Annotated in this window: 22 protein-coding genes; 8 read left to right on the top strand and 14 right to left on the bottom strand. The window is 57.9% G+C overall.

Going from position 1 to position 24,792, the window contains the following annotated elements; translation table 11 throughout:
* The first annotated feature begins 27 nt into the window (after positions 1-27).
* The gene (locus LPW13_RS06425) at positions 28-570 is read left to right on the top strand and encodes a J domain-containing protein (protein ID WP_230439161.1); all 543 of its coding nucleotides are present in this window, start codon (positions 28-30) and stop codon (positions 568-570) included.
* Between the two features lie 16 nt (positions 571-586).
* On the opposite strand, the gene LPW13_RS06420 is transcribed toward LPW13_RS06425, so the two are convergent.
* Together LPW13_RS06420 and LPW13_RS06415 are read right to left on the bottom strand one after the other, a co-directional pair.
* Entirely contained in the window at positions 587-1,366 is a 780-nt protein-coding gene (locus LPW13_RS06420; protein ID WP_230438619.1) for a methyltransferase domain-containing protein, read from the bottom strand.
* 3 nt (positions 1,367-1,369) lie between these two features.
* Positions 1,370-2,074 (bottom strand): DUF599 domain-containing protein, encoded by a 705-nt coding sequence (locus LPW13_RS06415; RefSeq protein ID WP_230439160.1) that lies wholly within the window; start codon positions 2,072-2,074, stop codon positions 1,370-1,372.
* A 196-nt stretch (positions 2,075-2,270) separates the two neighbouring features.
* On the opposite strand from LPW13_RS06415, the gene LPW13_RS06410 reads away from it, so the two are divergent.
* The 4 genes from LPW13_RS06410 (at position 2,271) to LPW13_RS06395 (ending at position 8,679) form a co-directional block, all read left to right on the top strand.
* Complete coding sequence (locus LPW13_RS06410) at positions 2,271-5,276, top strand: insulinase family protein (protein ID WP_230438618.1); 3,006 nt, start codon at positions 2,271-2,273, stop codon at positions 5,274-5,276.
* Positions 5,273-6,001, top strand: a complete 729-nt coding sequence (gene cmoA, locus LPW13_RS06405; RefSeq protein WP_230438617.1) for a carboxy-S-adenosyl-L-methionine synthase CmoA — start codon at positions 5,273-5,275, stop codon at positions 5,999-6,001. The genes LPW13_RS06410 and cmoA overlap by 4 nt, the downstream gene beginning before the upstream one ends.
* Before the next feature lie 20 nt (positions 6,002-6,021).
* Positions 6,022-6,999 carry a tRNA 5-methoxyuridine(34)/uridine 5-oxyacetic acid(34) synthase CmoB gene (gene cmoB, locus LPW13_RS06400; RefSeq protein WP_230438616.1) on the top strand — a complete coding sequence of 326 codons (978 nt, stop codon included), beginning with the start codon at positions 6,022-6,024 and terminating at the stop codon, positions 6,997-6,999.
* Positions 7,000-7,293: 294 nt separating this feature from the next.
* Positions 7,294-8,679 (top strand): L-serine ammonia-lyase, encoded by a 1,386-nt coding sequence (locus LPW13_RS06395; protein WP_230438615.1) that lies wholly within the window; start codon positions 7,294-7,296, stop codon positions 8,677-8,679.
* Positions 8,680-8,698: 19 nt separating this feature from the next.
* Here LPW13_RS06395 and LPW13_RS06390 read toward each other — a convergent pair whose 3' ends face one another.
* From LPW13_RS06390 to LPW13_RS06355, 8 genes are all read right to left on the bottom strand, one after another.
* Positions 8,699-9,496 (bottom strand): class I SAM-dependent methyltransferase, encoded by a 798-nt coding sequence (locus LPW13_RS06390; RefSeq protein WP_230438614.1) that lies wholly within the window; start codon positions 9,494-9,496, stop codon positions 8,699-8,701.
* A gap of 29 nt (positions 9,497-9,525) precedes the next feature.
* Positions 9,526-9,984: a SpoIIAA family protein gene (locus tag LPW13_RS06385; RefSeq protein ID WP_230438613.1), complete on the bottom strand. Its 459-nt coding sequence runs from the start codon at positions 9,982-9,984 to the stop codon at positions 9,526-9,528.
* An 11-nt stretch (positions 9,985-9,995) separates the two neighbouring features.
* Positions 9,996-10,469, bottom strand: a complete 474-nt coding sequence (locus LPW13_RS06380; protein ID WP_230438612.1) for a hypothetical protein — start codon at positions 10,467-10,469, stop codon at positions 9,996-9,998.
* A gap of 330 nt (positions 10,470-10,799) precedes the next feature.
* Positions 10,800-11,207 carry a hypothetical protein gene (locus LPW13_RS06375; protein ID WP_230438611.1) on the bottom strand — a complete coding sequence of 136 codons (408 nt, stop codon included), beginning with the start codon at positions 11,205-11,207 and terminating at the stop codon, positions 10,800-10,802.
* Between the two features lie 164 nt (positions 11,208-11,371).
* Positions 11,372-12,022: an OmpA family protein gene (locus LPW13_RS06370; RefSeq protein WP_230438610.1), complete on the bottom strand. Its 651-nt coding sequence runs from the start codon at positions 12,020-12,022 to the stop codon at positions 11,372-11,374.
* Between the two features lie 801 nt (positions 12,023-12,823).
* Complete coding sequence (locus LPW13_RS06365) at positions 12,824-13,063, bottom strand: SlyX family protein (RefSeq protein WP_230438609.1); 240 nt, start codon at positions 13,061-13,063, stop codon at positions 12,824-12,826.
* A gap of 56 nt (positions 13,064-13,119) precedes the next feature.
* Complete coding sequence (locus LPW13_RS06360; RefSeq protein WP_230438608.1) at positions 13,120-14,265, bottom strand: serine hydrolase domain-containing protein; 1,146 nt, start codon at positions 14,263-14,265, stop codon at positions 13,120-13,122.
* 156 nt (positions 14,266-14,421) lie between these two features.
* Positions 14,422-15,258 carry an ion transporter gene (locus LPW13_RS06355; protein WP_230438607.1) on the bottom strand — a complete coding sequence of 279 codons (837 nt, stop codon included), beginning with the start codon at positions 15,256-15,258 and terminating at the stop codon, positions 14,422-14,424.
* A 177-nt stretch (positions 15,259-15,435) separates the two neighbouring features.
* Between LPW13_RS06355 and yciH the strand changes: the two genes are divergently transcribed.
* On the top strand, positions 15,436-15,759 hold the full coding sequence (yciH, locus tag LPW13_RS06350) for a stress response translation initiation inhibitor YciH (RefSeq protein WP_230438606.1): 324 nt from the start codon (positions 15,436-15,438) through the stop codon (positions 15,757-15,759).
* A 46-nt stretch (positions 15,760-15,805) separates the two neighbouring features.
* Here the strand turns inward: yciH and LPW13_RS06345 are convergent, their stop codons facing one another.
* Positions 15,806-18,424, bottom strand: coding sequence for a hypothetical protein (locus LPW13_RS06345; protein WP_230438605.1), 2,619 nt, complete (start codon positions 18,422-18,424; stop codon positions 15,806-15,808).
* 260 nt (positions 18,425-18,684) lie between these two features.
* On the bottom strand, positions 18,685-20,190 hold the full coding sequence (locus LPW13_RS06340; protein ID WP_230438604.1) for an alanine/glycine:cation symporter family protein: 1,506 nt from the start codon (positions 20,188-20,190) through the stop codon (positions 18,685-18,687).
* Positions 20,191-20,485: 295 nt separating this feature from the next.
* On the opposite strand from LPW13_RS06340, the gene LPW13_RS06335 reads away from it, so the two are divergent.
* Both LPW13_RS06335 and greB read left to right on the top strand, forming a co-directional pair.
* Positions 20,486-22,447 carry a S9 family peptidase gene (locus tag LPW13_RS06335; RefSeq protein ID WP_230438603.1) on the top strand — a complete coding sequence of 654 codons (1,962 nt, stop codon included), beginning with the start codon at positions 20,486-20,488 and terminating at the stop codon, positions 22,445-22,447.
* On the top strand, positions 22,447-22,962 hold the full coding sequence (gene greB / locus LPW13_RS06330; RefSeq protein ID WP_230438602.1) for a transcription elongation factor GreB: 516 nt from the start codon (positions 22,447-22,449) through the stop codon (positions 22,960-22,962). The genes LPW13_RS06335 and greB overlap by 1 nt, the downstream gene beginning before the upstream one ends.
* Before the next feature lie 46 nt (positions 22,963-23,008).
* Here greB and LPW13_RS06325 read toward each other — a convergent pair whose 3' ends face one another.
* Positions 23,009-23,623 carry a nucleotidyltransferase family protein gene (locus tag LPW13_RS06325; RefSeq protein ID WP_230438601.1) on the bottom strand — a complete coding sequence of 205 codons (615 nt, stop codon included), beginning with the start codon at positions 23,621-23,623 and terminating at the stop codon, positions 23,009-23,011.
* The gene (locus LPW13_RS06320; RefSeq protein WP_230438600.1) at positions 23,613-24,596 is read right to left on the bottom strand and encodes an XdhC family protein; all 984 of its coding nucleotides are present in this window, start codon (positions 24,594-24,596) and stop codon (positions 23,613-23,615) included. Before LPW13_RS06320 ends, LPW13_RS06325 begins: the two co-directional genes overlap by 11 nt.
* Between the last annotated feature and the right edge of the window lie 196 nt (positions 24,597-24,792).

The following is a 24,792-nucleotide window of genomic DNA, read 5'->3' as shown; positions in this document are numbered from 1 at the left end:
TTTTGAGAGGGAGCGCCCGTGGGCCGCATGATTCTGCTGATCGCCGTAGCCATTCTGGCCTGGCTGGCGCTACAAAAATTCAAATCCAGTACACCGCAGGAACGGCGCAAGCTGATCGTGCAGTGGACCCTGGTCGCGGTGGCATTGGCCGCCGTTCTCCTTGCGATCTCCGGACGCCTGCATTGGGTAGGCGCCGCCATCGCCGCAATACTCCCCATCGCCAATCGCCTGTGGCGCACTTTCGGGCGGCATATCCCCTGGCTCGCGCCACTGATCGCAAAGCACGCCCAGGCGCGACAACAAAAAAAGGACAATCGGCAGGGTCAGCAATCGGATTCTGATCAATCCGGGCAAGATCAATTCCAACAACAGCAGAAGCCACACCAGCCCAACCTCACCATTGCAGAAGCCCGACAGGTGCTGAGTGTCTCCGCCGATGCCACGCGCGAAGAAATCATTGGCGCACACCGCAGGCTGATTCAGAAATTCCACCCGGATCGCGGCGGTAACGACTACCTCGCTTCCCGTATTAACGCGGCAAAGGCGCTGCTGCTGAAACAGTTCGACTGACAGAGTCTGCCACGCGTCAGGATTTTCGGCACAGTAAATGGATATAGCGCGCCATCTGCCGATATGGGTCGATGCGGGAATAGCGCAATTCTTCTTCCACAATGGCTGACGCCGGCAATCGCGCCCGAATTTCCGGTTCCATGAAATCGTGAAAGCAGCGAATGCCACTGTGTGCCACGACCGTCAGCCCCGCCTGTGCAATCCAATCGAACACCGATTCCGACAGCAGCGGATTCTGCGGGGTAAGACTACCGGGGTGACCGCCCCAGTATTCAGTGTTGCGGTTGCGCGCCAGCTGACGCAGGCTGCCCCGCTGTAACAGGCGGAATTCCAGCGCCCGGCGGTTGTAGAAAGTCAGGGAAAGGTAGCCACCGGCAACGACGGATTCCGTAAGCGATTGGATCGCCTGCGCAGGCTCCGCCAGCCACTCCAGTACCGCGTGGCATAACAGGAGGTCAGCGGCGGGAATATCGGGTGAGTTGGCAAGTGCCTGTAATGGCATCTGGTGCAGGCTCACCCGGGATGCCAGCCCGCGCTCGATGGCAGCCTGCTCCGCGAGCGCCAACATGGCCTCGGAGATATCGGTGATCCATACCCGGTGCCCTGCGCCCGCCAGGTCCAGCGCAAACTGCCCCTGGCCACCGCCCGCATCCACTACCGTGAGCGGCCTGCCGCCCGCTGCCAGTAACGGCGCAAGATCCCGGTTCAATACGGCGAGGCGGATATCGCCTTTCAGGCCCCCGTAAATACGATCTTTGAAGCGATGCGCCAGATCGTCAAAGTTGCGGTCGCGCACCCGTTACTTGTCCCGCGCCTGATCCAGGGACCGTCCCTCGGCCGCCAGAATGACCTGCAGCGTGCGCGAGCGGAACTCTCGCAAATACAACACCAGCACGACCAGCAGGTACCCGACCACAAACAGTAGCGGGTGGATAAACCAGCCCATGACCGCCATCGAGAAATAGAACGACCGCAATCCGTAATTGTAGCTGTGGCCCGCCTGGTCGATCACCTTGGCAGCACTGATCGCGTAGCGGCGTCGCTCATCTCTGGATACATCATCCTCATCCACCGCCGGCGCAGCACCCAACAGGACATTGGCAAAGGAATACTGGCGCAGGGACCAGGTGAAGTTAAAAAACGCAAAGATGTAAATCAGGATCAGCACAAACACCTTGAGCTCAAACTGCTCAACAGTGGTACCTTCGGCAAAAGGCAGCGTACTCAAAACTTCGACAGCGGCGCTATTGGCCGACAGCGCTGTTACCAGACCCGCGAGAATCAGGATGCTGGTAGACGCAAAAAAGCCGATCACCCGCTCCAGGTTACTGAGAATGGCGGCATCGGGCATCCGCATATCCCGCTCCAGCATGCGCAGCATCCATTCCACGCGGTACCACTGCATGGAAGAGGCCAGGCACCAGGCGGTTTTGGCCTTTTTACGGGCAAATACCGTATAGCCGGCCCATGTCAGGCAGAAACCCGCCAAACTCGCGAAATCCATCCAGGTCAATGCCTGTCCCCCTGTTCGTCTACATTTATTGCGTTGATAAAACCCATGAAGTTTCGCACCGGTGGCGTAGGTGTCAACACTCTCCTGTCAACACTGTCATTTCGCCACCTCTCAGCGCTAGAATAGCGGCCAATATTGTCCGCGGCGCAGGCCACGGCCTGCAAAACTTTCCGACTGGAGCTGTCTTTTGAGCAACGTACACCCTGCTTTCGAACCGATTACCAGTGCCGAGATCGAATCCCTCGGTGTCCGGGTGGAAGAGTACCGCCACCGCCGCACCGGTGCCCAACATCTGCACATTGCCGCAGACAACCCGGAAAATGTTTTTATGGTGGCCCTGCGCACCGTGCCCCATGACTCCTCCGGTGTCGCCCACATCCTGGAGCACACCGCCCTGTGCGGCAGTGACAAGTACCCGGTGCGCGACCCCTTCTTCATGATGATACGGCGTTCCCTGAACACCTTTATGAACGCGCTCACCAGTTCTGACTGGACTGCCTACCCCTTCGCGAGCCAGAACCGCAAGGATTTTGACAACCTGTTGGATGTCTATCTGGACGCGGTGTTCTTCGCCCGCCTGGACCCGCTGGACTTCGCACAGGAAGGCCACCGCCTCGAGTTCAAAGAGCCGGAAAATGCCGATAGCGATCTGGTGTTCAAGGGCGTCGTATTCAATGAAATGAAAGGCGCCATGAGTTCAGTCACTTCGCAACTGTGGCAGACCCTGAGCAAATACCTGTTCCCGACCACCACCTACCACTTCAATTCCGGCGGTGAACCTGCCGACATTCCCGACCTCACCTACGAGCAGTTGGTGGAATTTTACCGCAGCCACTACCACCCCAGTAATGCAATCTTCATGACATTCGGGGACATAGAGGCCGCGGAACATCAAGCAGTGTTCGAAGAAAAGGCACTGCATAAATTCGATCCGCTGCAAAAGACCATTGCCGTGGGCCGTGAGAAAAACTATCTGGCGCCGGTAAAAGTCGAAGAATATTATCCTCTACCCGGAGACGAGTCCCAGAGTGAAAAAACCCATATTGTGCTGGGCTGGTTACTGGGCGACGTGACCGATCTGGAGCAGGCACTGACCGCCCACCTGCTTGCCGGTGTACTCCTGGACAACAGCGCGTCTCCACTGATGCGCCTGCTGGAAACCACGGAGCTGGGCCAGTCCCCTTCTCCCCTGATTGGCCTCGACGACTCCCAGCGCGAGCTGGTGTTCGTCTGTGGTATCGAGGGCAGTGAAGCGGACCGCGCCGATACTCTGGAGCAGGAAGTGCTCAAGGTCCTCGAAGAAGTGGCAGAAAAGGGGGTTCCCTACGAGCAGGTAGCCGCCGCCCTGCACCAGCTGGAACTGCAGCAGCGGGAAATTGGCGGTGACGGTTTCCCCTACGGCCTGCAATTGATCCTCACCGCCCTCACCGGCGCCACCCACCGCGGCGATGCCATCGGTCTGCTGAATATCGACAGCACCCTGGAAAAGCTGCGTGAGCAGATCAAGGATCCGAAGTTTATCGCCGATGCCGCGCGCAAACTGCTGCTGGAAAACCAACACCGTGTCCGGCTGGTGCTCGCGCCGGACAGCGAAATGGCAAACCGCGCAGACGAGGCGGAAAAGGCCCGCCTGGCAGAGATCAAATCCCGACTGACCGATGGCGAGAAGCAGCAGATTATACAGACCGCCAAGGCACTGGCCGAGCGTCAGCAGCGCAAGGACGATGAATCCATCCTGCCCAAGGTCGGCGTGGAAGACATCCCACCGGAGCTGCCCAAGGTTGAAGGCGAGGAAGTCCTGGTCAGCCCGGTTGCCGAAGGCGCAAAACACCAACAGAAAGTAACCCGCTACAGTGCCGGCACCAACGGTCTGGTGTACCAACAATTGATCGCCACCCTGCCGGAATTTACCGACGAGGAGCGCCTGCTGCTGCCCTACTACACCCAGGTACTCAGTGAGTTGGGCGTCGGTGACAAGAGTTACCTGCAGGTACAACAGTGGCAAGCCGCGGTTGCCGGCTCCCTGCACGGCTTTACCAGCCACCGCACGGATCTGGACAACCTGCACAACCAATCCGGCCACTTCATTCTGTCCGGCAAGGCGCTGGCGGCGAATCAGGCTGCGCTCAGCGAACTGATGCAGGCCACCATGGAGCAAGTCCGCTTTGATGAGCTGTCCCGCATAAAAGAGCTCTTGCTGCAGACCCTGGCGCGTCGGGAACAGTCTGTGGTGGGCAGTGGCCACGCGCTGGCCATGGCTGCGGCCAGTGCGGGCTTCAATCGCGCGGCGTTTGAGGGGCACGAACAGGGCGGCCTGCTGGGGCTGCGCCAATTGAAATCCCTGATGCGCACCCTGGACAATGAAGCAGGCCTCGAATCCATGGCGGAGAAATTCCGCACGATTCACCACAAGATTAGCGGCAGTCAGCGGCAGTTCCTGGTCATCGGTGAAGAAGAGCGCCTGGAAAGCTTTACCCAGGCATTGCAGCCACTGGTGAATGAGGCAACCGTCGCGCGCGAGCCCGCCAGCGCGCCGTTTACGCCGCGCAAGGTTGAAGAAGTCTGGCTTGCCAACAGCCAGGTCAACTTCTGCGCCAAAGCCTACCCCACCGTGCCCATGTCCCATGAAGATGCTCCGGCACTGGCGGTACTAGGGGGCTTCCTGCGCAACGGCTATCTGCACCGCACCATTCGTGAGCAAGGCGGCGCCTACGGTGGCGGCGCGAGCCACGACGTCAATATCGGCGCATTCCGGTTCTTCTCCTATCGCGATCCGCGCATGGCAGAAACCTTGCAGGACTTCGACGACTCTATCGGCTGGCTGCTGAATGAGTCTCACGAAGACAGCCAGGTGGAAGAAGCCATCCTCGGGGTTATCGGCAGCATGGATAAACCCGGGTCCCCCGCCGGAGAAGCGAAAAAAGCGTTCCACTCCAACCTGTACGGACGCACTCACGCCGTGCGCCAGGCATTCCGCAAAAAAGTCAGCGAGGTCACGCTCGACGACCTGCAACGGGTGGGCAAAACCTACCTGCAGCCGGAAAACGCCAGCACGGCGGTGGTGACCGGCAGCCAGGGCCGCGAAGCCGGGATTGAACTTGGATTGAAGGTGGAAGCACTTTCTCAGGAAAGCAGTGCGGAAGCTGTGGAAGCGGGACGGGCAGAGCCTTCAGCGGAAAAGGCACAGCCGTGAGCGAAAAAGACAACATTTTTGCCAAGCCACTGGGAGAAGTGGCCGGGTTCAGCTTCGACCAGAAAGTGGTCGAAGTTTTCCCCGATATGATCCAGCGCTCGGTGCCGGGTTACACCACCATTGTGGCCATGATTGGCACATTGGCCGAGCGCTTCGCGCAATCCGGCAGTCGCTGTTACGACCTGGGCTGCTCCCTGGGTGCCGCCACCCTCGCTATGCGCCATCGTATTCCCGCTGCGGAGTGTGAAATCTTCGCCGTGGACAATTCCGAGGCTATGATCCAGCAGGCCCGCACCATACTGGCCGCAGACAGCGGCCAGGTACCGGTGCAGTTGATCTGTGACGACCTGCAGAACGTGCCCATCACGAATGCCTCCGTGGCGGTGCTGAACTTCACTTTGCAGTTCATCCCCACCAGCGAACGCCGGGAGATTCTACAGAAAATCTACGACGGACTGCGCCCGGGCGGCGTGCTGATCCTGTCGGAGAAAGTCGCGTTTTCCGATGGCGATCACCAGGAGCTGATGATTGACCTGCACCATGCGTTTAAAGCGGCCAACGGCTACAGTGCCCTAGAAATTGCCCAGAAGCGTAGCGCCCTGGAAAATGTGCTGATCCCGGAAACACTGCACGACCACCGCGAACGCCTGAAAAGCGTCGGCTTCAACAGCGTCGATGTCTGGTTCCAGTGTTTCAACTTTGCATCGCTGATCGCCATCAAATAACGCGACTGAATCCCTGACCGATGATCGACTACACCCCGCTCTACGCCGGCCTGCAGCACACCCCTGCTCTGCGCTCCTGGCTGCCCTCTTTACCCAACCAGGTTGCTGCCGGCCTCGCGCCGGAGCGCTGGGGCGACCTGCCGGACTGGCAGGCGGCTTTCGACAGTCTGCCGGATATTGTGCCCAGCAGCGTCAGCTACGACCCGGTGGTCCGCGCCGGGTGCGCAGGCGATGCCACCAGCGAACAGCTGCGACAGCTGGAGCAGCAGCTGCGCGCCCTGCATCCATGGCGCAAGGGTCCATGGAGCCTGTTCGATTTACATATCGATACCGAGTGGCGCTCGGACTGGAAATGGGACCGTGTAGCCCCCCACCTGGACGACCTGGATAACCGCCTGGTACTGGACGTAGGGTGTGGCAGCGGATATCACTGTTGGCGCCTGTTTGGGGCCGGTGCGCGACGGGTTCTGGGGATCGATCCCTCCGCCAAGTTCGTTGCCCAGTTCTACGCACTGAAAAAATACCTGGGCATGGACAAACCGGTAGACGTACTACCCCTCGGTATTGAGGCGATCCCGCCCCAACTACAGGCATTTGATACCACGCTATCCATGGGCGTACTCTACCATCGGCGCTCTCCCCTGGACCATTTGCGGGAACTGCGGGAAACCCTGCGCCCCGGTGGCCAGTTGCTGCTGGAGACGCTCGTAATCGACGGCGGTCCGGGTGCCTGCCTGGTTCCCGAAGGGCGCTACGCGAAGATGCGCAATGTGTGGTTCCTTCCCAGCACGGCCACTCTGGAAAGCTGGCTGCGCAAGTGCGGATTTGTAAACCCACGCACCGTCGATCTGGACAAAACCCGCCTGGAAGAGCAACGCAGTACCGACTGGATGCGCTTCGAGTCGCTGGTGGACTTTCTCGACCCCGACGACCACAGCAAAACCGTTGAGGGCCATCCGGCCCCGTTGCGGGCGACCCTGGTTGCCGAGGCTCCCTAAGTGGCTGAGGCTCCCTAAGTGGCTGAGGCCCTTTGACGCGGTTGAGCCAGCTAAGGCCCCTGACCAGGGGCCGCCACTTTGTCCGCAATAATCCCACTCTCAAAGCCCGCCAAACTAGTGGTTTGTTGCCCTATACCCCTACCCCACCAAATATAATTTTGATCTCGCCCCAACGTGTTGCAACGTCTGTCCGCTTGCGCGAATTTGTCGTCGACTTTCGCCGGCCACCGGCCGGCTCGGACGATATCAGCCGGAAACTACAATTAGACAAGACTTTAAGGCGAGACAAACTGCATGAGCATCAGCGTATTCGAGCTGTTCAAGATCGGCGTTGGCCCCTCCAGCTCCCATACCGTGGGCCCGATGGTTGCCGCGCGGCAATTTATTGCCGACCTCAAAGATCAGGGCACACTGGCAAAAACCGATCGCGTCGAAGTAAGCCTGTACGGATCTCTGGCGCTCACCGGAATCGGCCACGGCACGGATATGGCAGTGCTGATGGGGCTGGAGGGAGAGTCCCCAGAGACCATCGACGTAGACGCGATCGATGATCGCCTTGCCGAAATGGAACGCGAGCAATCCATTCGACTCGGCGGCGAGCGCGCCATCCCGTTTGTGCGCGACCGGGATTTACTGTTCCACAAGGAGACCTTCCTGCCGCAACATTCCAATGGAATGACCTGCCGCGCTTTCAACGGCGAAACCTGCCTGTTCGAGCGCAGCTACTTCTCCATTGGCGGTGGCTTCGTGTTGTCGGAAGAGGATTTCGAGAACAAAGAGCAGATCGCCACCGTACTGCCCTACGACTTCAGCTCCGCAGAGGAGCTGATGACACTGTGTGAACGGCACGGGTGGACCATTGCCGAACTGGCCATGGCGAATGAAAAAGCGTATCTCGGCGAAGCCGAAATCAAAGATCGCCTGTGGCAGATCTGGGAAGTGATGGATGCCTCCATCGAGCGGGGCTGTCACCAGAGTGGCGTCCTGCCCGGTGGGCTGAATGTGCGTCGACGGGCGGAGGAACACTACCGGGAACTGAGCAAGCAGACCCACGAGGAGCGTCGTCAGGGGCTCGCGATCCTGGACTGGGTCAGCCTGTTTGCCCTGGCTGTCAACGAAGAGAATGCCGCTCGCGGCCGCATTGTCACCGCCCCCACCAACGGCGCCGCAGGGGTGATCCCGGCCACCATTGCCTACTACGTGCAGTTCGTACACGACCCCGAGATCCACGGCGACCTGAAAGACCAGGTCGTGAAATTCATGCTGACGGCGGGCGCCATCGGCATGCTGTTCAAGAAAAACGCCTCTATTTCGGCAGCGGAAGTGGGCTGCCAGGGAGAAATCGGCGTGGCCTGCTCCATGGCATCTGCCGGCTTGGCAGCGGTCCAGGGAGGTAGCAACCAGCAGGTTGAAAATGCCGCGGAAATCGGTATGGAACACAATTTGGGGCTAACCTGCGACCCGGTTGGCGGGCTGGTTCAGGTGCCCTGCATTGAGCGCAACACCATGGGAGCAGTGAAGGCCATCAATGCCGCCCGCCTCGCTTTGCGCGGCAGCGGTGCGCACATTGTCCCGCTGGACAGCGTGATCGAAACCATGCGTCAGACGGGCATTGATATGCAGAGCAAATACAAGGAAACCTCACTGGGGGGGCTGGCGGTCAACGCAGTGAACTGCTGACAATTGCGCGGTAACACATTCAACCCGGCACCCCGTGTCGGGTGTAGATATCAAACCGGCCGGATTTTCCTTCCAGTGCCAGGTTCGGCTTCAGCTCCGCAAGCCAGGGCGCCAACCGCGGCCGTTTTACGACCGTGCGGTAGTAACACGCAGCTATCGCCGGCGCCATCAGCTGGTCTGCGTCTTCATCGCTCCCCACCAGTTGGTGAAATGCAACCATCTCCTTCTTTACTTTCGCGCTTTTCTCCCGGCTGGGGAACATGGGATCCAGGTAAATGACCGGCAGAGATTCCCCAGGCTGCTGTGACAGCCAGGCAGCCGCGCTATCGACTCGAGGCAACAACTTCAGACGTGCCGCAATCGATGCCAGATCAGGATCGCTGGTTGCAGCAGCTTGCAAGCGTTTTACCCCATCATTCAACAACGCGTGCACCACGGGATTCCGCTCCAGCATCTGCACCTCACAACCCAGGGAGGCCAGTACAAAAGCGTCCCGTCCAAGGCCCGCGGTGGCGTCCAGAACCCGGGGATAAAAGCTGCCTTTCATCCCCACGGCTTTGGCAATCTGCTGCCCCTTGCCTCCACCAAATTTCCGCCGGTGCGCGGCGACGCCAGACACAAAATCCACCAATATTGGGCCCGGTGCTTTGCGGCCAGTGGCCTGCAACTGCAATTTCCCTCCGCACTCCAACACATAAGCGACGCTACTGATGTTGCGCGAGTCGGCAACGCCGAGATACTCCAGCCGGAGCTCTTCCGCGAGTGCCTGGGCATAGGGAGCCGCAGCCGTTTCTGTCGCAGTTACAGCCAGTTGCATAGTGAGGGGTCCGATGAAAAGGGGCGAATTTACCCCGATTCAAGCAGCCATGCCAGTGCGCGGGAGCTTTCGTTGCGCGGAAAAGGGCGGGCTTCCGCGGCAACAAAGTGGTTGAGAAGCTGCGGCATAAAGCCAATCAGCATGTGGTCAGACAGTACGGCGATACGGTGCACCTGTCGGTGCTGGTCGCGGAAGAAGACACAACTTGAAATCTGGTAAGTAAAGTTCTTCCAACCATTGAAGTGCCCGGCATCAATCAACAACCCGTGCAGAGTGCCGTGCTCACAAATTATCGGATCCACCTGAGCCGCCAACGCCCTGAACTCAGCCGGGCTCAATTCCGCTATGGGGCGGATCTCCAGAATGTCGTGGTTGTGGTGCCAGAAATGCTCAATCATTACCGCTTTACAGATGACAACTGTATTAAGCGTAGAAAACATTTCACGAAACAAAAAGGCCGCGACGGTGTCGCGGCCTTTTTTGAGCAATACGTTACAGACTACTGCTGTGGCTCATCCTTTTTCGGCTCATCACCGTCGATCTTGTCCAATGCCTTCTGCGCAGCGTCTTTGGTGGATTCTCCGGCATCTTTGAGGGCATCGCCAGCATCATCCGCAGCCTCTTTCAACGTATCTCCGGCATCTTTGGCCGCGTCCTTGAGGGCGTCTCCAGTGTCCGTCGCGGCGTCTTTCGCATCGTCAATCAGGCGATCCGATGTTTGCGGATCATCTGTAGCCGGAGCCACATCATCGCTCTCTTGTGGCATGGTGGGATCGGAATCGGTATCCGGCATCGTGCTATCCGGCGTAGTACCGCTGTCTGGCGTCGTTCCGGGAGCCGTATCGTCCATACTTTCTGACTTCGGCTGCTCCAGATTATCGTAGGCATCGCCGGTGGTATCGTCTGATCTCTGCGTCATGAAATATCCGATAATCAGCAGCAGAATAATCAGTGGCAACAGTAGCTTTTTCATAAACCCAAAGACCCCTGGTGGTTGGCGTTGAATGTGTCGAAGTGGCGGCAGCCCGATCATTTCGACTGTGACCCGAGTGCACCAGCCTGGCAATGGGACACCGCCAAGAGGCCACCCCGACCTTTTCCGTTGACGCCGACTTCCGGACCTGTCCGATGTTTCTTCAGTGGGACACCCCAACCGAAGAAGACCGCGCCAATACTGATAAGAATAATCCTCATCAGCCACACTTCAAGGAATTATGTTCCACCCACCAAGGCTTTATGGCTATATGGATCTCCGCCTATATTAGGACGCGATATACTGACGCGGCCCATCCCGCATGGACCACTAGCCCTGACTGTCCCGGTTCAGCTGGGCCAGGAGTGAAGCTGCCTGCCCCTCCTCAACCGCATCGCTACAGTCCATCAACTCCAGACGCCCGTCAGCATCTGTACGTGCGAATATCAGGTACGTTTCTCCGGAGTGCAGCTTTTGCTGGCAAGCATCCAGTGACAGGCGAAACGCCACCAGGTTTCCCGCCGGCCCTCGCCAGACCTTTTGCGTAACGCCAGCATATACATACCCCTTGATTGCTGTCATACCCGGCTCCGACAGCGCCTGATCCACCATGCGGTGAACGCTGGCGATCCGCACCTTGGCGATCAATTCTGCGTTGTAAAAACGCTCCTTGAACGCACTCTCTGGCGCAGCATGCGCCAGCGGCAGAAGTTCAATGCCAAGCAATACCGCCAGCAACCGAAAAGTACACCTCAGCCCATAACCATGTCGGCGTCCCGCGCGATTCCATTCACCCGCTCCACCCTTCACTGAAATTCCCCCTATATTCAAATGATTGCCTCACCCGGGACGCACAAAACATCCAGACACAAAAAAGGGCGCCGAAGCGCCCTTTCGTCTGGCTACTGCAGAGGAAGCAACTCAAGCTCCACTCGGCGGTTGGCCTGCCGACCTGCATCGCTGTCATTACCAGCGATGGGATAACGCTCACCGTAGCCCACTGCCTGAACCCGGCCGCCGGCAACGCCGCGGGAGGTAAAGAAGTCAGCAACGGACTGGGCGCGACGCTCACTCAGGGTCTGATTGGTTACATCAGAACCGGTGCTGTCAGTGTGGCCGCTGACACGAATTGCCGTTTTGTCGAATTCATTCAGTACCAGTACAACGGAATCCAGGGTACCGGTGAAGTCATTGCGGATATTGTAACGGTTGGTGTCGAAAGTAATGTTACCCGGCATGATCAGGCGGATATTGTCGCCTTCACGCTGTACGCGCACACCAGTGCCTTCCAGGCGCTGGCGCAAAGCCATTTCCTGACGATCCATGTAGTAACCAACACCGCCACCGATCGCCGCGCCACCCAGCGCGCCGGTAATGGCACCTTTCTTGCGGTCGTTCTTGCTGGCGGTAGCCGCGCCGATGATGGCGCCTGCAACAGCACCTGCGCCAGCCCCTTTGGCGGCATTACTGGTTTTGCTCTCCTGGGTATAAGGATCCAGGGTGGTACAACCGACCAGTGAACCAAGAGCAAGAATTGCAACCCACTTCTTCATTGAAGCTTCTCCTAACGCTTTACTATTAACGGGTAAGAATCGGCCAGTCATTGCGCAGTATCCTCCGCGGGCTTTTTATGCGGCACAGTGTGCCGGATATCTGCCGCCCTTTGACTGTTATCTGTAGTATCGCTGCCAGTTGCTGACTGGCAGCTGAACCGCATTTGCCATGGGCTGCAAGACTATGCGGAAAGCGCTGCAACGTCTAGCACCCACTGCGCAAAACTCAACAAAGCTCAGATTCTATGAACACAACTGATAGAGAAAATCTTCGGTAGTGCTTCTGCCTATGCATTTTTCTACGTGCCTTTCTAGACACCTTTGGCGGTTAAGCTTTTGAATGAATTCCACAGGAGACCGCGATGTTATTGGGTGTAATCAAGTATTCCACAGTAACTGTGGATAACTCTGTGCAAGAACATGTGGAAGTTCAGTGAAAGCGGCGCAGTCTCTTGCCTCCAGCAGTTTGTTCATTTTTTGCTCACCACATATTACACCTTTAAAATCAATAACTTAGGTAAATTTTAGACACATTCGTACCAATTGCTACGCCACAACAAGCGGTGTAAAAAAAACGGTAATCCATGTGGAAAAAAGTTTGTCAAGAGTTGACTTGAAGCCAAAATGCGGCGTCTGAGGGAAAATTTTACAACGAGCGTTGAAAACTGCGCACAATCTTATCCACTGCTCCGGACGATCAAAGTGACAACAGGAAAAGAAGTGACACCTTTTCCACACTACAGGCCGTGAGCACGACGTTGCGCAGCCTCAGGGCGCACACCAGGCATGCTCACAGGATGCTCAATAGTGCGGCGGTTTTTCATTGCCGGGGACAGTCCCTTTGTGCATATCGAAAGACAGGTCCTGGTACTTCTGGCTAATATCCCGAAGGCGCTCCACCAGGTTCCGTATCTGCACGTCCTGCTGCGCAATCACGTCATTCAGCTGTGCTAATGTGTCTTCCTGAAAAGCGAGCCGGGATTCCAGCTCATCTACGCGCGCGACCAGCGCTTGAGAGTCGTCGTTCATCGCAATACTCAAGGAGGGTTTGCCGGGCCTCACCGAAACTGGGCCCGGAGAAGAGTGAAGTAAGCAGATCAGATGAGCCCGTAGAGAGATTCCACCAGGCTGACAGCACGCTGATCCATAAACAGGCTTTGCCCCATACGGGAGGTGACATAGCCAAACCCGAGCCCCTCGGACGGATCGGCAAACCCGATGCTACCGCCGGCACCCGGGTGGCCAAACCCCCGCTCGCTGCCAAAGTACAGATCCTGCGCAGCGCCAGAAAGGATAAAGCCGCTGCCGAACGCGACTTCGGTCTGCAGTATCGCGTCCTGCCCCCTGCTCTGCTCAACGGTCGCAGCGGAGATCGCATCCACCGACAGCAATTGCGGAGACTCAGAGGCCAGATCACCGTACACCCGCGCCAGATCCCGGGCACTGAAGTGACCATTGGCGGCCGGGATCAGTGCACTGCGCCACGCGTCTCCATTGGTGCCCATCATCAGAGACACCGGATTGGTAAATGCAGTGGCCACCGGGCCCTGGCGATCCTCTTTGATCGAGCGGCCAATGGCATTCTCGCGCAGTTCCGGTAATGGCTTTTTCAGCGGGCCCACATCGGCAATGGCAGATGACTTGTGCCCGACGGCACCAAAGCCGCCATCCAGGCTCAGAGGCTCACCGACTCCCTTGCGGTAGAGGTCTCGCAGCGATTCACCACTGGCCTTCTCGATCAGACCGCCAAGGGTCCATCCGTACAGGAACGGGGAATAGCCCTGCTGGCTGCCCGGCTCCCACCACGGCTCAGTTGCGGCCACTTGTTTCAGCGCGGCGGGCCAGTCGTAGATCAGTTCATCCGCCACGCGCTCGCAGAAGGCAATGACACCGGATCGATGGCAGAGCAGCTGACGCCCGGTTATAGAAGCCTTTCCTGCGTCGGCAAATTCCGGCCAGTACTCCGCTACCGGCCGATCCAGATCCAGCTTGCCGGCGGCGACCTGCTGCAGGGCGATCAGGGCCAGAATTCCCTTCGAAGAGGAAAACACATTGACCAACGTGTCTTCCTCAAAGTCCTGTGCGCCCTCACGGTCGGCACTGCCAGCCCACAGGGAGGCAATCACCTCTCCGTGCTGGACCGCACAGAATGCGGCACCGGCATCCCCGCGGGAACGGAAGTTTTCGGCAAAGACGTCGTACAGGGGCTCAAACCCCGGGGCGCAGTATCCCTGAATATCCATCGGCTGGTGCCACCTCAAATCTGGGCGTATTGACTGGACAGAAAACGATGCCCCCGATTAGGAAGCAAGACCACTGCCCGAAAGGCGGCAAGAGTAATGAGTTCCGCGCAAGCAAGCAAACCTTCAGGTGCGGCGACCCCGAGGGGATGAGTGTTTCTAGGACGCCTCAGTGGGGGGATCAAGATCCTCCAGCTTGTAACCGCAATGCTTACAATACTCGGAGTCGGTATCGTGACCCGCGCGCCCACAATTAGCGCAACGCGCCAGGGATTTGTCGCGCCCCAGTTCATGGGCAAGCTCTGCGGTGACAATCCCGGTAGGGACGGCAATAATCGAGTAGCCAATCAGCATCGTCAGCGAAGCGATGGTCTGTCCCAGTGGCGTGTGGGGGGTAATATCACCGAAGCCCACGGTAGTAATGGTGACGATGGTCCAGTAAATACTGATCGGGATACTGGTAAACCCATGTTTGGGCCCTTCTACGATAAACATCACCGAGCCAAAAATGATACAGATCACCAGCACACTGGCATAAAAGACCAGAATCCGCCGCCGCACCTGCCACAGTGAGCGCACCAGCAGATTGGCATCTCTCAGATAGCGCACCAGTTTCAGGATCCGGAAGATACGCAGCACCCGCAGCAGGCGGATCACCATCAGGTAGGTGGCACCGGTAAAAATCAAAGCCAGGTAGCTGGGTAATATCGCCAGCAGGTCCACGACGCCGTAAAAGCTGAAGATATAAGCCCGTCGGTCCGTCGCGCAGTAGATGCGGGTCAGGTATTCCACCGTAAACAGCGCGGTGAAAAACCACTCCAGCGTCACGAAAGTACTGCCGTGCCTTACCGCCCAACTCTGTACAGATGCCAGCATTACCAGTCCGACACTGAACAGGATGGTCCAGATCAGGAACACATCAAAGTACTTCCCCGCCGGGGTATCGGTACCAAAAATTACCTCATTCAGTAACTTTCGGGTGCCAGTCAATGCCATGAATGATTCCTTTTACTGCGTCTCGCCCGGTTATTCCCCACAGTTTACGACAAATAGTCCGGTTCTATCACACGGTCAACACTCAATTGGGGCACTCGGCCGGCATCCGGTTGGTCACCCCGGGCAATTCCGCTATCCTTCGCCAATTCCGAACCGCAATAAATCTCGGGAAGTTTTATGAGAGACAAGAATCGCCTGGTGTATTCCACTGATCGTGGACGCATCAAAGAAGAAGCGCCAAAAGAGACCCGTCACAGCGGCGATGGTATCGTGCGCATTCAGCGGGAAACCAAAGGTCGTAAGGGCAAGGGCGTGACCTGTGTGCGCGGCCTGGAAGGGTCCGATAGCGAGCTTAAGCTGATACTCGCAGAGCTGAAAAAGCGCTGTGGCTGTGGCGGCACGTTAAAAGACGGGGTAATTGAGATACAGGGCGACAAGCGCACCGAAATCAAGGCGGCACTGGAGGCTAAAAACCTGAAAGTGAAACTGGCAGGTGGCTGATCAGGCCCACAGACCCCTACCCTCTGCGAGAACTGCCGGTCAGGTATCACGCGAACGCAGCGAGTCGTAACGGTCTGATATTCAGGCGACGTTCCTCTTCCAGACACAGGCGCAGTAGTGAAGCCAATGTGTGGTGATAGCGCTCCAGTACGACCGCACCGGCGCTTTTACAACACAGCCCCACAGCCTGTAGTCGATCCGCCGTCTCCCGCCCGCCCTCAGGTATCTCGCTCTCACTCAACGCAGTGGACTCGACAAACGCAACCAACGCTTCCGACAGGTCATCACCCAACACTTCTGCGTGGCCGGCAACGGCTTCCCGCAACTTCGTCACCTGCGCCACTGCCAGATTGATGTACTTTTGCACCAGCGGTGGGGCGACACGCTCCGCGGGTACCTCCGCCACCATCTCACTGAGCAGGTCACCGCACCCTTCTACAGCAGACAGGGGTTCGGCAAGGGCTTTATAGGCTTTAAGCTCACGATAGAGCTTGCGCGCCTTCTCCTGTCCACCAGCGCCCAACCCTGCCAGAGATTTTTCAATCCGCTGATAAAACATGCTGAAGACTCGCTCTCGCTGTTGCATGCACTCTTTCATCCTGGCGCGATTGTCACGGCGGGACTCATCGGCAGCCGCGGGGGTAAATCCATTCAGGTGATACTTTCCGGCATCCACCGTCGCGGGTTCTCTGTTTGAACTGGCACGAATCAGTGCAGTGCCCAGCTGAATCCTGGCAGCCTGTACAAGCAGGCTGTTGCGGCGTTGCTCCAGCTCCTGCAGTTCCACCAACCGCTCGCGCAACCAGTCGATGGTTTCCTGCAGGTCAAGCCGCTGCAGCGCCTCATTCTTTGGTCCTTCGAGCGGCAGCATGTCGCGCGGTATGGCGCGGTTGAAGTATTCCGCCAATACCTTTTGCGCCTGTTCGGACTTTTCACTGGCCGTCATCAGCAGGCGGTTTTCCACCACCCGGCAACCTTCTTCACCTCCGAGCTTGCTGATCCGGGCACTGAGCTCAGCAAAGTCCGCAAACAGCTTTACCAGAGAAAAATCCTGATGGGCGAGCACCGCGCTCACTTCGCGCTCCTCAACCTGAAAGACCCGCTCGTTGTTCGCTGGCTCCAGCGGGTTCCAGATATCGGCCTCCTCGCCCATGGCGACTTCGATCCCCAAACGCGTGGACTGATCCAGATTCTCAAACAGCCACTGCACCGCAGCGGGATAGTCCTGGAGCCGCTTGCCCATCAATTGCGCTTCCCGGTTGATCTCTCCCGTAACCAGGTCCGCGTGCACCAACTGGTGCCAGCGCTCAGCAAATGCGGTAAAGGCATCACTGCCTATGATATGCGCAGCCCAAGCGTCTCCCTGCCCCTGCACTCGAGTTGCCAGTCTTCCACTTACCAGGCGGTGCAGAGCTTGCAGGCGCTCGACGATGGGGATCAAAGCCAACCCCGAACTGGCCAGCAGTGTCTGCAAAACCTTCGCTGGCCCATTGCGTGCCAAATCGGAAACCGGGGTCTGCTCGCTCTCCAATACCACCTGCATTGATTCCAGGCGCCGCGCGGGCTCTGTCACCAGCCAGCTCGCAAGAGACAGAGGTAGCCCACGATGAAAACACAGGGCGCGCGCGATCAGGGCGAGGCTTTCTCCACCGGACAGACCGCGCGCACTTGCCAACCCCAGTGTGAGCGTGACTTCCCCACGTAAGTGGGCGCGTATACCTGCACTACGGGCAGCAATATCTGCCCCCGGAGTGACCGCCACTTGCCGGGGGAGCGGCAATCCGGTTTTTTCTTGCAGCACTTCGAGTAACAGGAACAGTCCTGGGGCATCGGACTGTTTGAGAGGGATCGTCGCTGGCGAATGTTCGCTGGCCAAGGCCCTACCAGAGCGGTAGTATGGCCACAGGAAAAGGCTGGCAAACAGTGCGAGCAGTAACAGCGCCACACCGCTGCCGGCCACCGTCCCCGCGCCAAATTCTCCGGCCATTATCGCAGCGGGGATTCGCCACAGCGCCAATCCCCCCTGATACAGGCAAACCGCAGCCAATAATGCAAAAAGCATCGGCACCGTCGCGGCGAACACAATGCCAAACCAGAGGTACAGTGTCTCTGTGGCAACATTGCGCGGAGCGGGTTTACCAGCGTCATCAAACAACGATACCAACTGCTGGCGAGCCTTTCCGTTGTTGGGCTTCACGGGGACAGATTGGGGTTGGGTGCCTGGTGGAACTTCGGCTTCCGACGTGGACACCTCTCGCGCTGGCGCAACCGCTTTGGGGGCTGAGGACTGACTCACGGTGCGGGGCGCCGTCGCTTCTGTCACTTCGCCCGCGTTCGCCGCCTGCGCAGGGCGGACACCACCGGCCAGCTTTCGCTCGCGGCGTCTTTGCGCGTACTCCAGCCGCGACAGCAACACGCGATTGTCGAACTTTCCCGCGGGATATACCTCAACCCTGAGGCCGATCTGTTGCAACTGGGTACGGTATTGAACCACCTGACCGGATGTCAGCTCGTCTTTGATCACCCAACCTTTGAGCAACAGCTTCCGCGCTTGCCCCGCGCTTACGGAAAAGGCGCGTGCTGCCTGCCGTAGTACATCCTGAGGCGGTGCTGCACGTAGGGTTTTTCCGGTGGAAACGATCTGAAATTTTTGCTGGCCCGGCATGGTGGTTTCCTGATGTTTCTCTCCAGCCGGGACTGTAAAAGATTCCCGCAACACTCATTGCGCACTGGTTCTCAGGAGAACTGGCAAAATAGGACAGGTTTCCGGTTTACCAACCGGGATCACAAGCAATGGCGGAACAGGGTCTCACTCCCCTTCTCCAAAATACAAAGCCCATCACATTCGGGCGATCACCCTGCGGGCCATCCCATCCATTCAGGTCGATGTCGCGCCACAGGACGCTGTGCCCCAGGTCGCCCGCCTCAATGCGTTTCGGTATGTTCACCGGGGATATGCGGACCACCCTGCCAGACATCGGCTTCGATACCTGGAATGTCGTGCCGCCGGGCATCGAATACCGGCTCGGCAATCCCTCGATCCCGCTGGGCCTCATAGTCCGCAAACACCTTGATCGCCACGCCGGACAACAACAGGATGGCCAGCAGATTGGCTGACGCCATAAAGCCCATGGACATATCCGCCATATTCCACAATAACTGGAAGTTATCCGAACTGCCGCTCCAGGCCACCCAAGCACCAAACAGAATAAATACGATATATAAAAACCGATAACAAAATATCGATGCACGTGTATGCCAGAGGTAGAAAATATTGGTCTCGGCGTAGTAGTAGTTGGCAATTACGGAAGTAAACGCAAAAAATATCAGTGCCACGGCAATAAAACTGTTCCCCCAGCTCCCCACCTCGCTGGCCAGGGCCGCCTGTGTCAGCGTTACCCCTTCCATAGCCCCGCTCAACTCTACATTGCTCAGCAGGATAAGCGCTGCGGTCGCAGTACAGATCAACATGGTATCCAGAAACACCGACGCCATCTGTACGTAGCCCTGCACCACCGGATGCTTGACATCCGCTACCGCACCCACGTTCGGCGACGACCCCATACCGGCTTCATTGGAAAACAAGCCTCGCTTGATGCCGTTGGCCACCACCGCACCGAATGCCCCGGCACCCGCTTCCTGTATGCCAAACGCATTTGAAAAAATCAGCCCGAATACTTCGGGGAGTCGCGACACATTGGTAACAATCACATAAATAGCGATGGCGATATAGCACAGCGCCATGATCGGGACCACAATACCGGCAAACTTACCGATGGACCTGATTCCTCCAAACACAATCAACCCGGCCAGAATCGCAATGAACACGCCAACCAATAACGGATTGATGCCCCAGGCTGCATGTATCGCCTCGGACATGGCATTCGCCTGCACCGCATTGAAGAAAAAACCGAAGCAGAAAACGAGAAAAACAGAAAAGACGATAGACAACCATTTCCAGCGCTTGCCCAGTCCCTTGTCGATGTAGTAAGCAGGACCACCACGGAAAGTGCCCGCCACTTCCCCCTGCTCTTTGAAAACCTGCGCCAGCGTATTTTCCACCAGGCTAGTGGCCATCCCCACCATCGCCACCAGCCACATCCAGAAAATGGCACCGGGTCCACCGGCAGTAATGGCAACGGCAACGCCGGCAATATTACCAGTCCCCACTCGGGCCGCGGCACTGGTGGCAAAAGCCTGAAAGGACGACACGGAGTCATCGTGTTCCTTGCGGAAGCTGTGCGACATCACCCGGCACATATGACCAAAGGCGCGAAACTGTACAAAACGCGTCCGAATACTGAAATACAGCCCGGCAGGTAACAGTGCGGCAATCAGGATACCCAGCCACCAGTATCCGCCCAGACCGCCCCAGGTCAGGTTGCTTCCCCAACCCACCAGGGATGCCAATCCGTCCAAAAAACCTTGCATACCGCTCTCCGCCATAAAGTCCCGGTCCGATGAATAGCAGCAGTAGATATCAGGCCGGCTGGCGCCAAATGACGCGACTACAATAAGACTAGCAGCCGCGCAGAAAGGTATTGCAATCAACCAGTGACTTTCAGAGACCTCTCCCGCGCTCTGCTGCGTAAACCACTTTGCGACCTGCCCCCCGTGCCACCTGCATCAGCGCCCCTTGCCGCCCCCACAAGCCCGCGTACAATGCCCGCGTACAGTGCCCACATTCACGCCGCCCGATGTCCGGCAAGCGACAGGAGAAAAGACTTTGGCCACTACGGATTCCGCATCAGAAAACACCCCGGAACAGGCCCCCTATGGCAGTTGGCTTTCACAGATCAGCAGCGACCTGCTGACTGCCGGTAATGTCCGTCTGAGTGAAGCGCGACTGTTTGATGGCCGGGCCTACTGGCTCGAATCCCGTCCGGCGGAAAAGGGACGCTCCGTGCTGGTAGCGTTTGACCCTGATTCCGGGCGTCGCGATCTTTTACCCGCGCCCCTCAGTGTGCGCTCGAAAGCCCACGAATATGGCGGCGGCAGTTATCTGGTGGCGGACGGCTGGATCTATTTCGTGCTGGCGGCAGATCAACGGATCTACCGTATGCCGCTGGACGGGGAAGTACCGGAGCCGCTGACCCCGGAAGGCCCCTTCCGCTATGCAGACCTGACCCTGGATAAAGCGCGACAACGGCTGATCTGTGTGCAGGAAGACGAATCGCAAAGTGACCGCGAAGCGATCGCCCGTATTGTCGCCATCGATCCCGCTGGCAATGCGCCCAGCGAAGTCATCGCGGAAGGCGCCGATTTCTATTCCAACCCCGCCGTCAGTCCCGACGGCAACCAGTTGAGCTTTTTGCAATGGCACCACCCGGATATGCCATGGGATACCACCGAGCTTATGCTCGCCGACATTGATGCAGACGGAAAAAATACCAACGTCCGCAAAGTCGCCGGCGGCAGCAACGAATCCATTTTTCAGCCGCAGTGGTCGCCCAAAGGAGCGCTGTTTTACGTCTCCGATCGCAACAACTGGTGGAACCTGTACCGCCTGGGAAGCGATACGCCGATCTGGGAAAAGCCCGCAGAATTTGCCACGCCCCAGTGGGTATTTGGCATGTCCACTTACGGATTCATTTCTGAACACGACATTTTCTGCACCTTTACACAAAACGGTCTCTGGCAATTGGCTACCATCAACCTGAACAGCGGAGCGTCCAAATTGCTGCCGCACCCCGGCTGTGACTTCGAGAGCATCAGCTGCACCGAAGGCAAGGCACTGATGATTGCCGGTAGCGCAGACTCGCTGCCGGAAATCGCCCTGTTCTCAGCGGTCGACGAGCAGTTTCAAACCATCGCGCAAGGCGGAGAACTGACGCTGCCCAAAGCCACCTATTCCCGCGCAGAGCCGATCAGTTTTCAGGTCGCAGAACGCGAAGTGCACGGGTTTTACTATCCACCCACCAACCCGGCATTCACCGCCCCGGACGGGGAGTTACCGCCACTGATCGTGTTCAGTCACGGGGGCCCCACTGGCGCCACTTCCGCGGCCCTCAACCTGAAAATCCAGTACTGGACCAGCTGCGGTATCGCCATCCTGGACGTGAACTACTCTGGTAGCACCGGTTACGGCCGTGAATATCGCGACCGCCTGAAGGACAGCTGGGGAGTTGTCGATGTAGAGGATGTCTGTGCCGGTGCGGAATACCTGGTTCGGAAAGGCCTCGCAGATCCACAGCGCCTGCTGATCAAAGGCGGTAGCGCCGGCGGCTACACCGTGCTCGCCGCCCTCGCGTTTCACGACACTTTTTCTGCAGGTGCCAGCCACTACGGCATCGGCGACCTCACCACTCTCGCCCAGGACACCCACAAATTTGAATCCCGCTATCTGGACAAGCTGGTCGGTCCCTGGCCGGAGGCGGAATCCCTATACCGTGAACGCTCGCCTATCGAGCACATCGAAAAACTCAACTGCCCGGTGATTTTCTTCCAGGGTATGGAAGACAAGGTGGTGCCGCCCAACCAGGCCGAAGCCATGGTCAATGCCCTGAAAGCCCGCGGGTTACCGGTAGCCTATATTACCTTCGCGGAGGAAGGTCACGGCTTCCGCAGTGCCGACAGTATAAAGATGGCATTGGAAGGAGAGCTCGAGTTTTACAGCCGTATCTTCGATTTCCCCCTGCCAGTTCCCGGGCCCGGTATCAACATCCATAACCTGAAGGAAAATGGCTGATGGGCCGCTGGCGACCGCCGCGCCCCCGCGGCTCCCGTTACATCACCCCGGAAGGCGCGCAGCGTATGCGCGCAGAAGTGAAATTCCTTTGGGAAGAAGAGCGCCCAAGGGTAACCCAGGCAGTAAGCGATGCCGCCAAACTCGGGGATCGCTCAGAAAACGCCGATTATATCTACGGCAAGAAAAGGTTGCGGGAAATCGACAGCCGGGTACGTTTCCTGACCAAGCGTCTGGAAGAAATCACCGTAGTGGATCGTATTCCCGAAGACCGTGAAAAAGTTTTTTTCGGCGCCTGGGTAACATTGGAAGATGACGACGGCAAGGAAGTGAAATACCGCATCGTCGGTCCGGACGAGTTTAATGTGAAAGAAGGCTTGATCTCGATGGACTCCCCAGTGGCCCGCGCACTGATCGGCAAGCGATTGGACGATGAAATTGAAATCCAGCAGATGGAGCAGTGGGTCACCTACTATATTGTCGAGATCCAATATCCGGAGCCTGGCACCGAAACCTGACAGGGCTATGGTCTTGAAATGTAGCGGGATCTCAGATCGCGTTACATTATTGCGTTTCCGGGGCAACCGTAAAATCAGATAAATGATCAATATCCCGGCAAACACCAGCGTCCGCGCTGGGTATCTCCCGATAACACGTAGGGTGTTGACAGATCACGTCCAGGCCGCCCCGATCCCCGGTCACTTTGGTAAGTTCCGTCCAGAATCTGCGGCCAAAAATGACCGGATGCCCCGGCCGCCCGGCATAAGTAGCTCGCAGTAGGCTTTGCTCGTCGGCGTACACGCACAGTCCGCTGATGGTGTCCGGCTGTATATAGGGCATATCCCCCAGGAGTACTGCCGCCGCGTTACAGTTTCGCAACCCGTCTAACTCGCCAATAGCAGCGAAAGCATCAGCCATACTCGCACCCTGCCCGAGTGACGCTCGACAAGTACGGATCACGGGCGTATGAAGCGGCAAATGTAAGGCACCGAGATCATCTTCTTCGCGCACGACCACATACCAATGCGCAAAGCATTCTGTCACACGACTCAGAGTTTCGGACAACAGTGTCCCGGTATCGCCAAAGGAAGCAGTGCGTTTATCTTGCATGCCAAACCGACGGGAATATCCCGCGGCAAGAATCAGGCCAACGACAGATTCAGAAGACTCAGAGCGCATCGCGAGTCTTCCCACGCTGCACTCGCAGTATGTCGGCCATCACCGCCAGGGCAATTTCCGCCGGGGTTTTGCTACCCAGCGCCAAGCCAATAGGCATATTGATACGGGCAATTTCAGACTCACTCAGGCCACCCGTGCGACGCAATCTCTCGGCGCGGGCCAGGGAAGACTGCCGGGACCCCATGACCCCAATATAAAAAGCTGGCGTATTGACCGCTTCCATCATCGCCAGATCATCAATCCGCGGATCATGGGTCAGCGCGACGATCGCTGTAGCCGGATGACAGGCCCCCGGCGAAGCAATGTAAATGGAAGGCAGTACCGGCTCGACACTCAAGCCTTCAAGGTGAACACTGTTCAGCGCCTCTTCCCGCGGATCACAGACAATCACTTCGTAGCCCAACTGCCTGGCAAACTCGGCGCAGGCAATAGATACAGTGGAAAGGCCGGCAATAATCAGGCGCACCGCGGGGCCGACGCGGATCGAGGCAACCCTACACGCCTCAGACAGGACTACCCTGGGCCCCACCCCGCCATCCTCGACAAAGGTTTTCTCGCCCGAGTCCAGATCCACCCGCCGTGTCAGCGCCTGCTCGCCACGCAAAGTGGCCAGCAGGGTTTCCAGATGCAGCAGGCTATCGCTTCCCGGCGCCATGCGCTCGATCAACACATCCAGGGTACCTCCGCAGGGCAGTGTCACCCGCGAGCCCCCAAGGCCCTCCTGGCCACCATAGCGAACACACTGTACCGGCTGGCTGAACGCCCCTGCGCTCAAGCGCTCCAGAAAGTCTTCTTCAACACAGCCCCCGGAGAGCGAACCCACATGCTGTCCGTCGGCACGTGCGACAAGCATTGCTCCCGGCTCCCGCGGAGACGAGCCGAAGGTGGAGAGCACGGTGCAAAGCCAAACGGTTTCGTCCCGGTTCAACCATGCCCAAGCCTGCTCTACGACAGTCAAATCCAGATATTGCAACTCAGTGGCCTGTATGACGATTTATTCTGTTTCAAGATAACGTCTGCGCCCTTTATTCAAGGTACACAGAATATGAATCGTAAGTATGAAACAACGGCGCCATACCGCCACTCAATGATTGACATCATCCGCGCGTCCAAAGATCGCGGCGCCATTTTTTTGACACCGCGGATGCATTTACGCTATCGCCAAAACA

Source organism: Microbulbifer celer, from assembly GCF_020991125.1.
In the GTDB taxonomy this organism is placed as follows: Bacteria; Pseudomonadota; Gammaproteobacteria; order Pseudomonadales; family Cellvibrionaceae; genus Microbulbifer; species Microbulbifer celer.
This window is presented reverse-complemented; position numbering and strand designations above follow the sequence as displayed.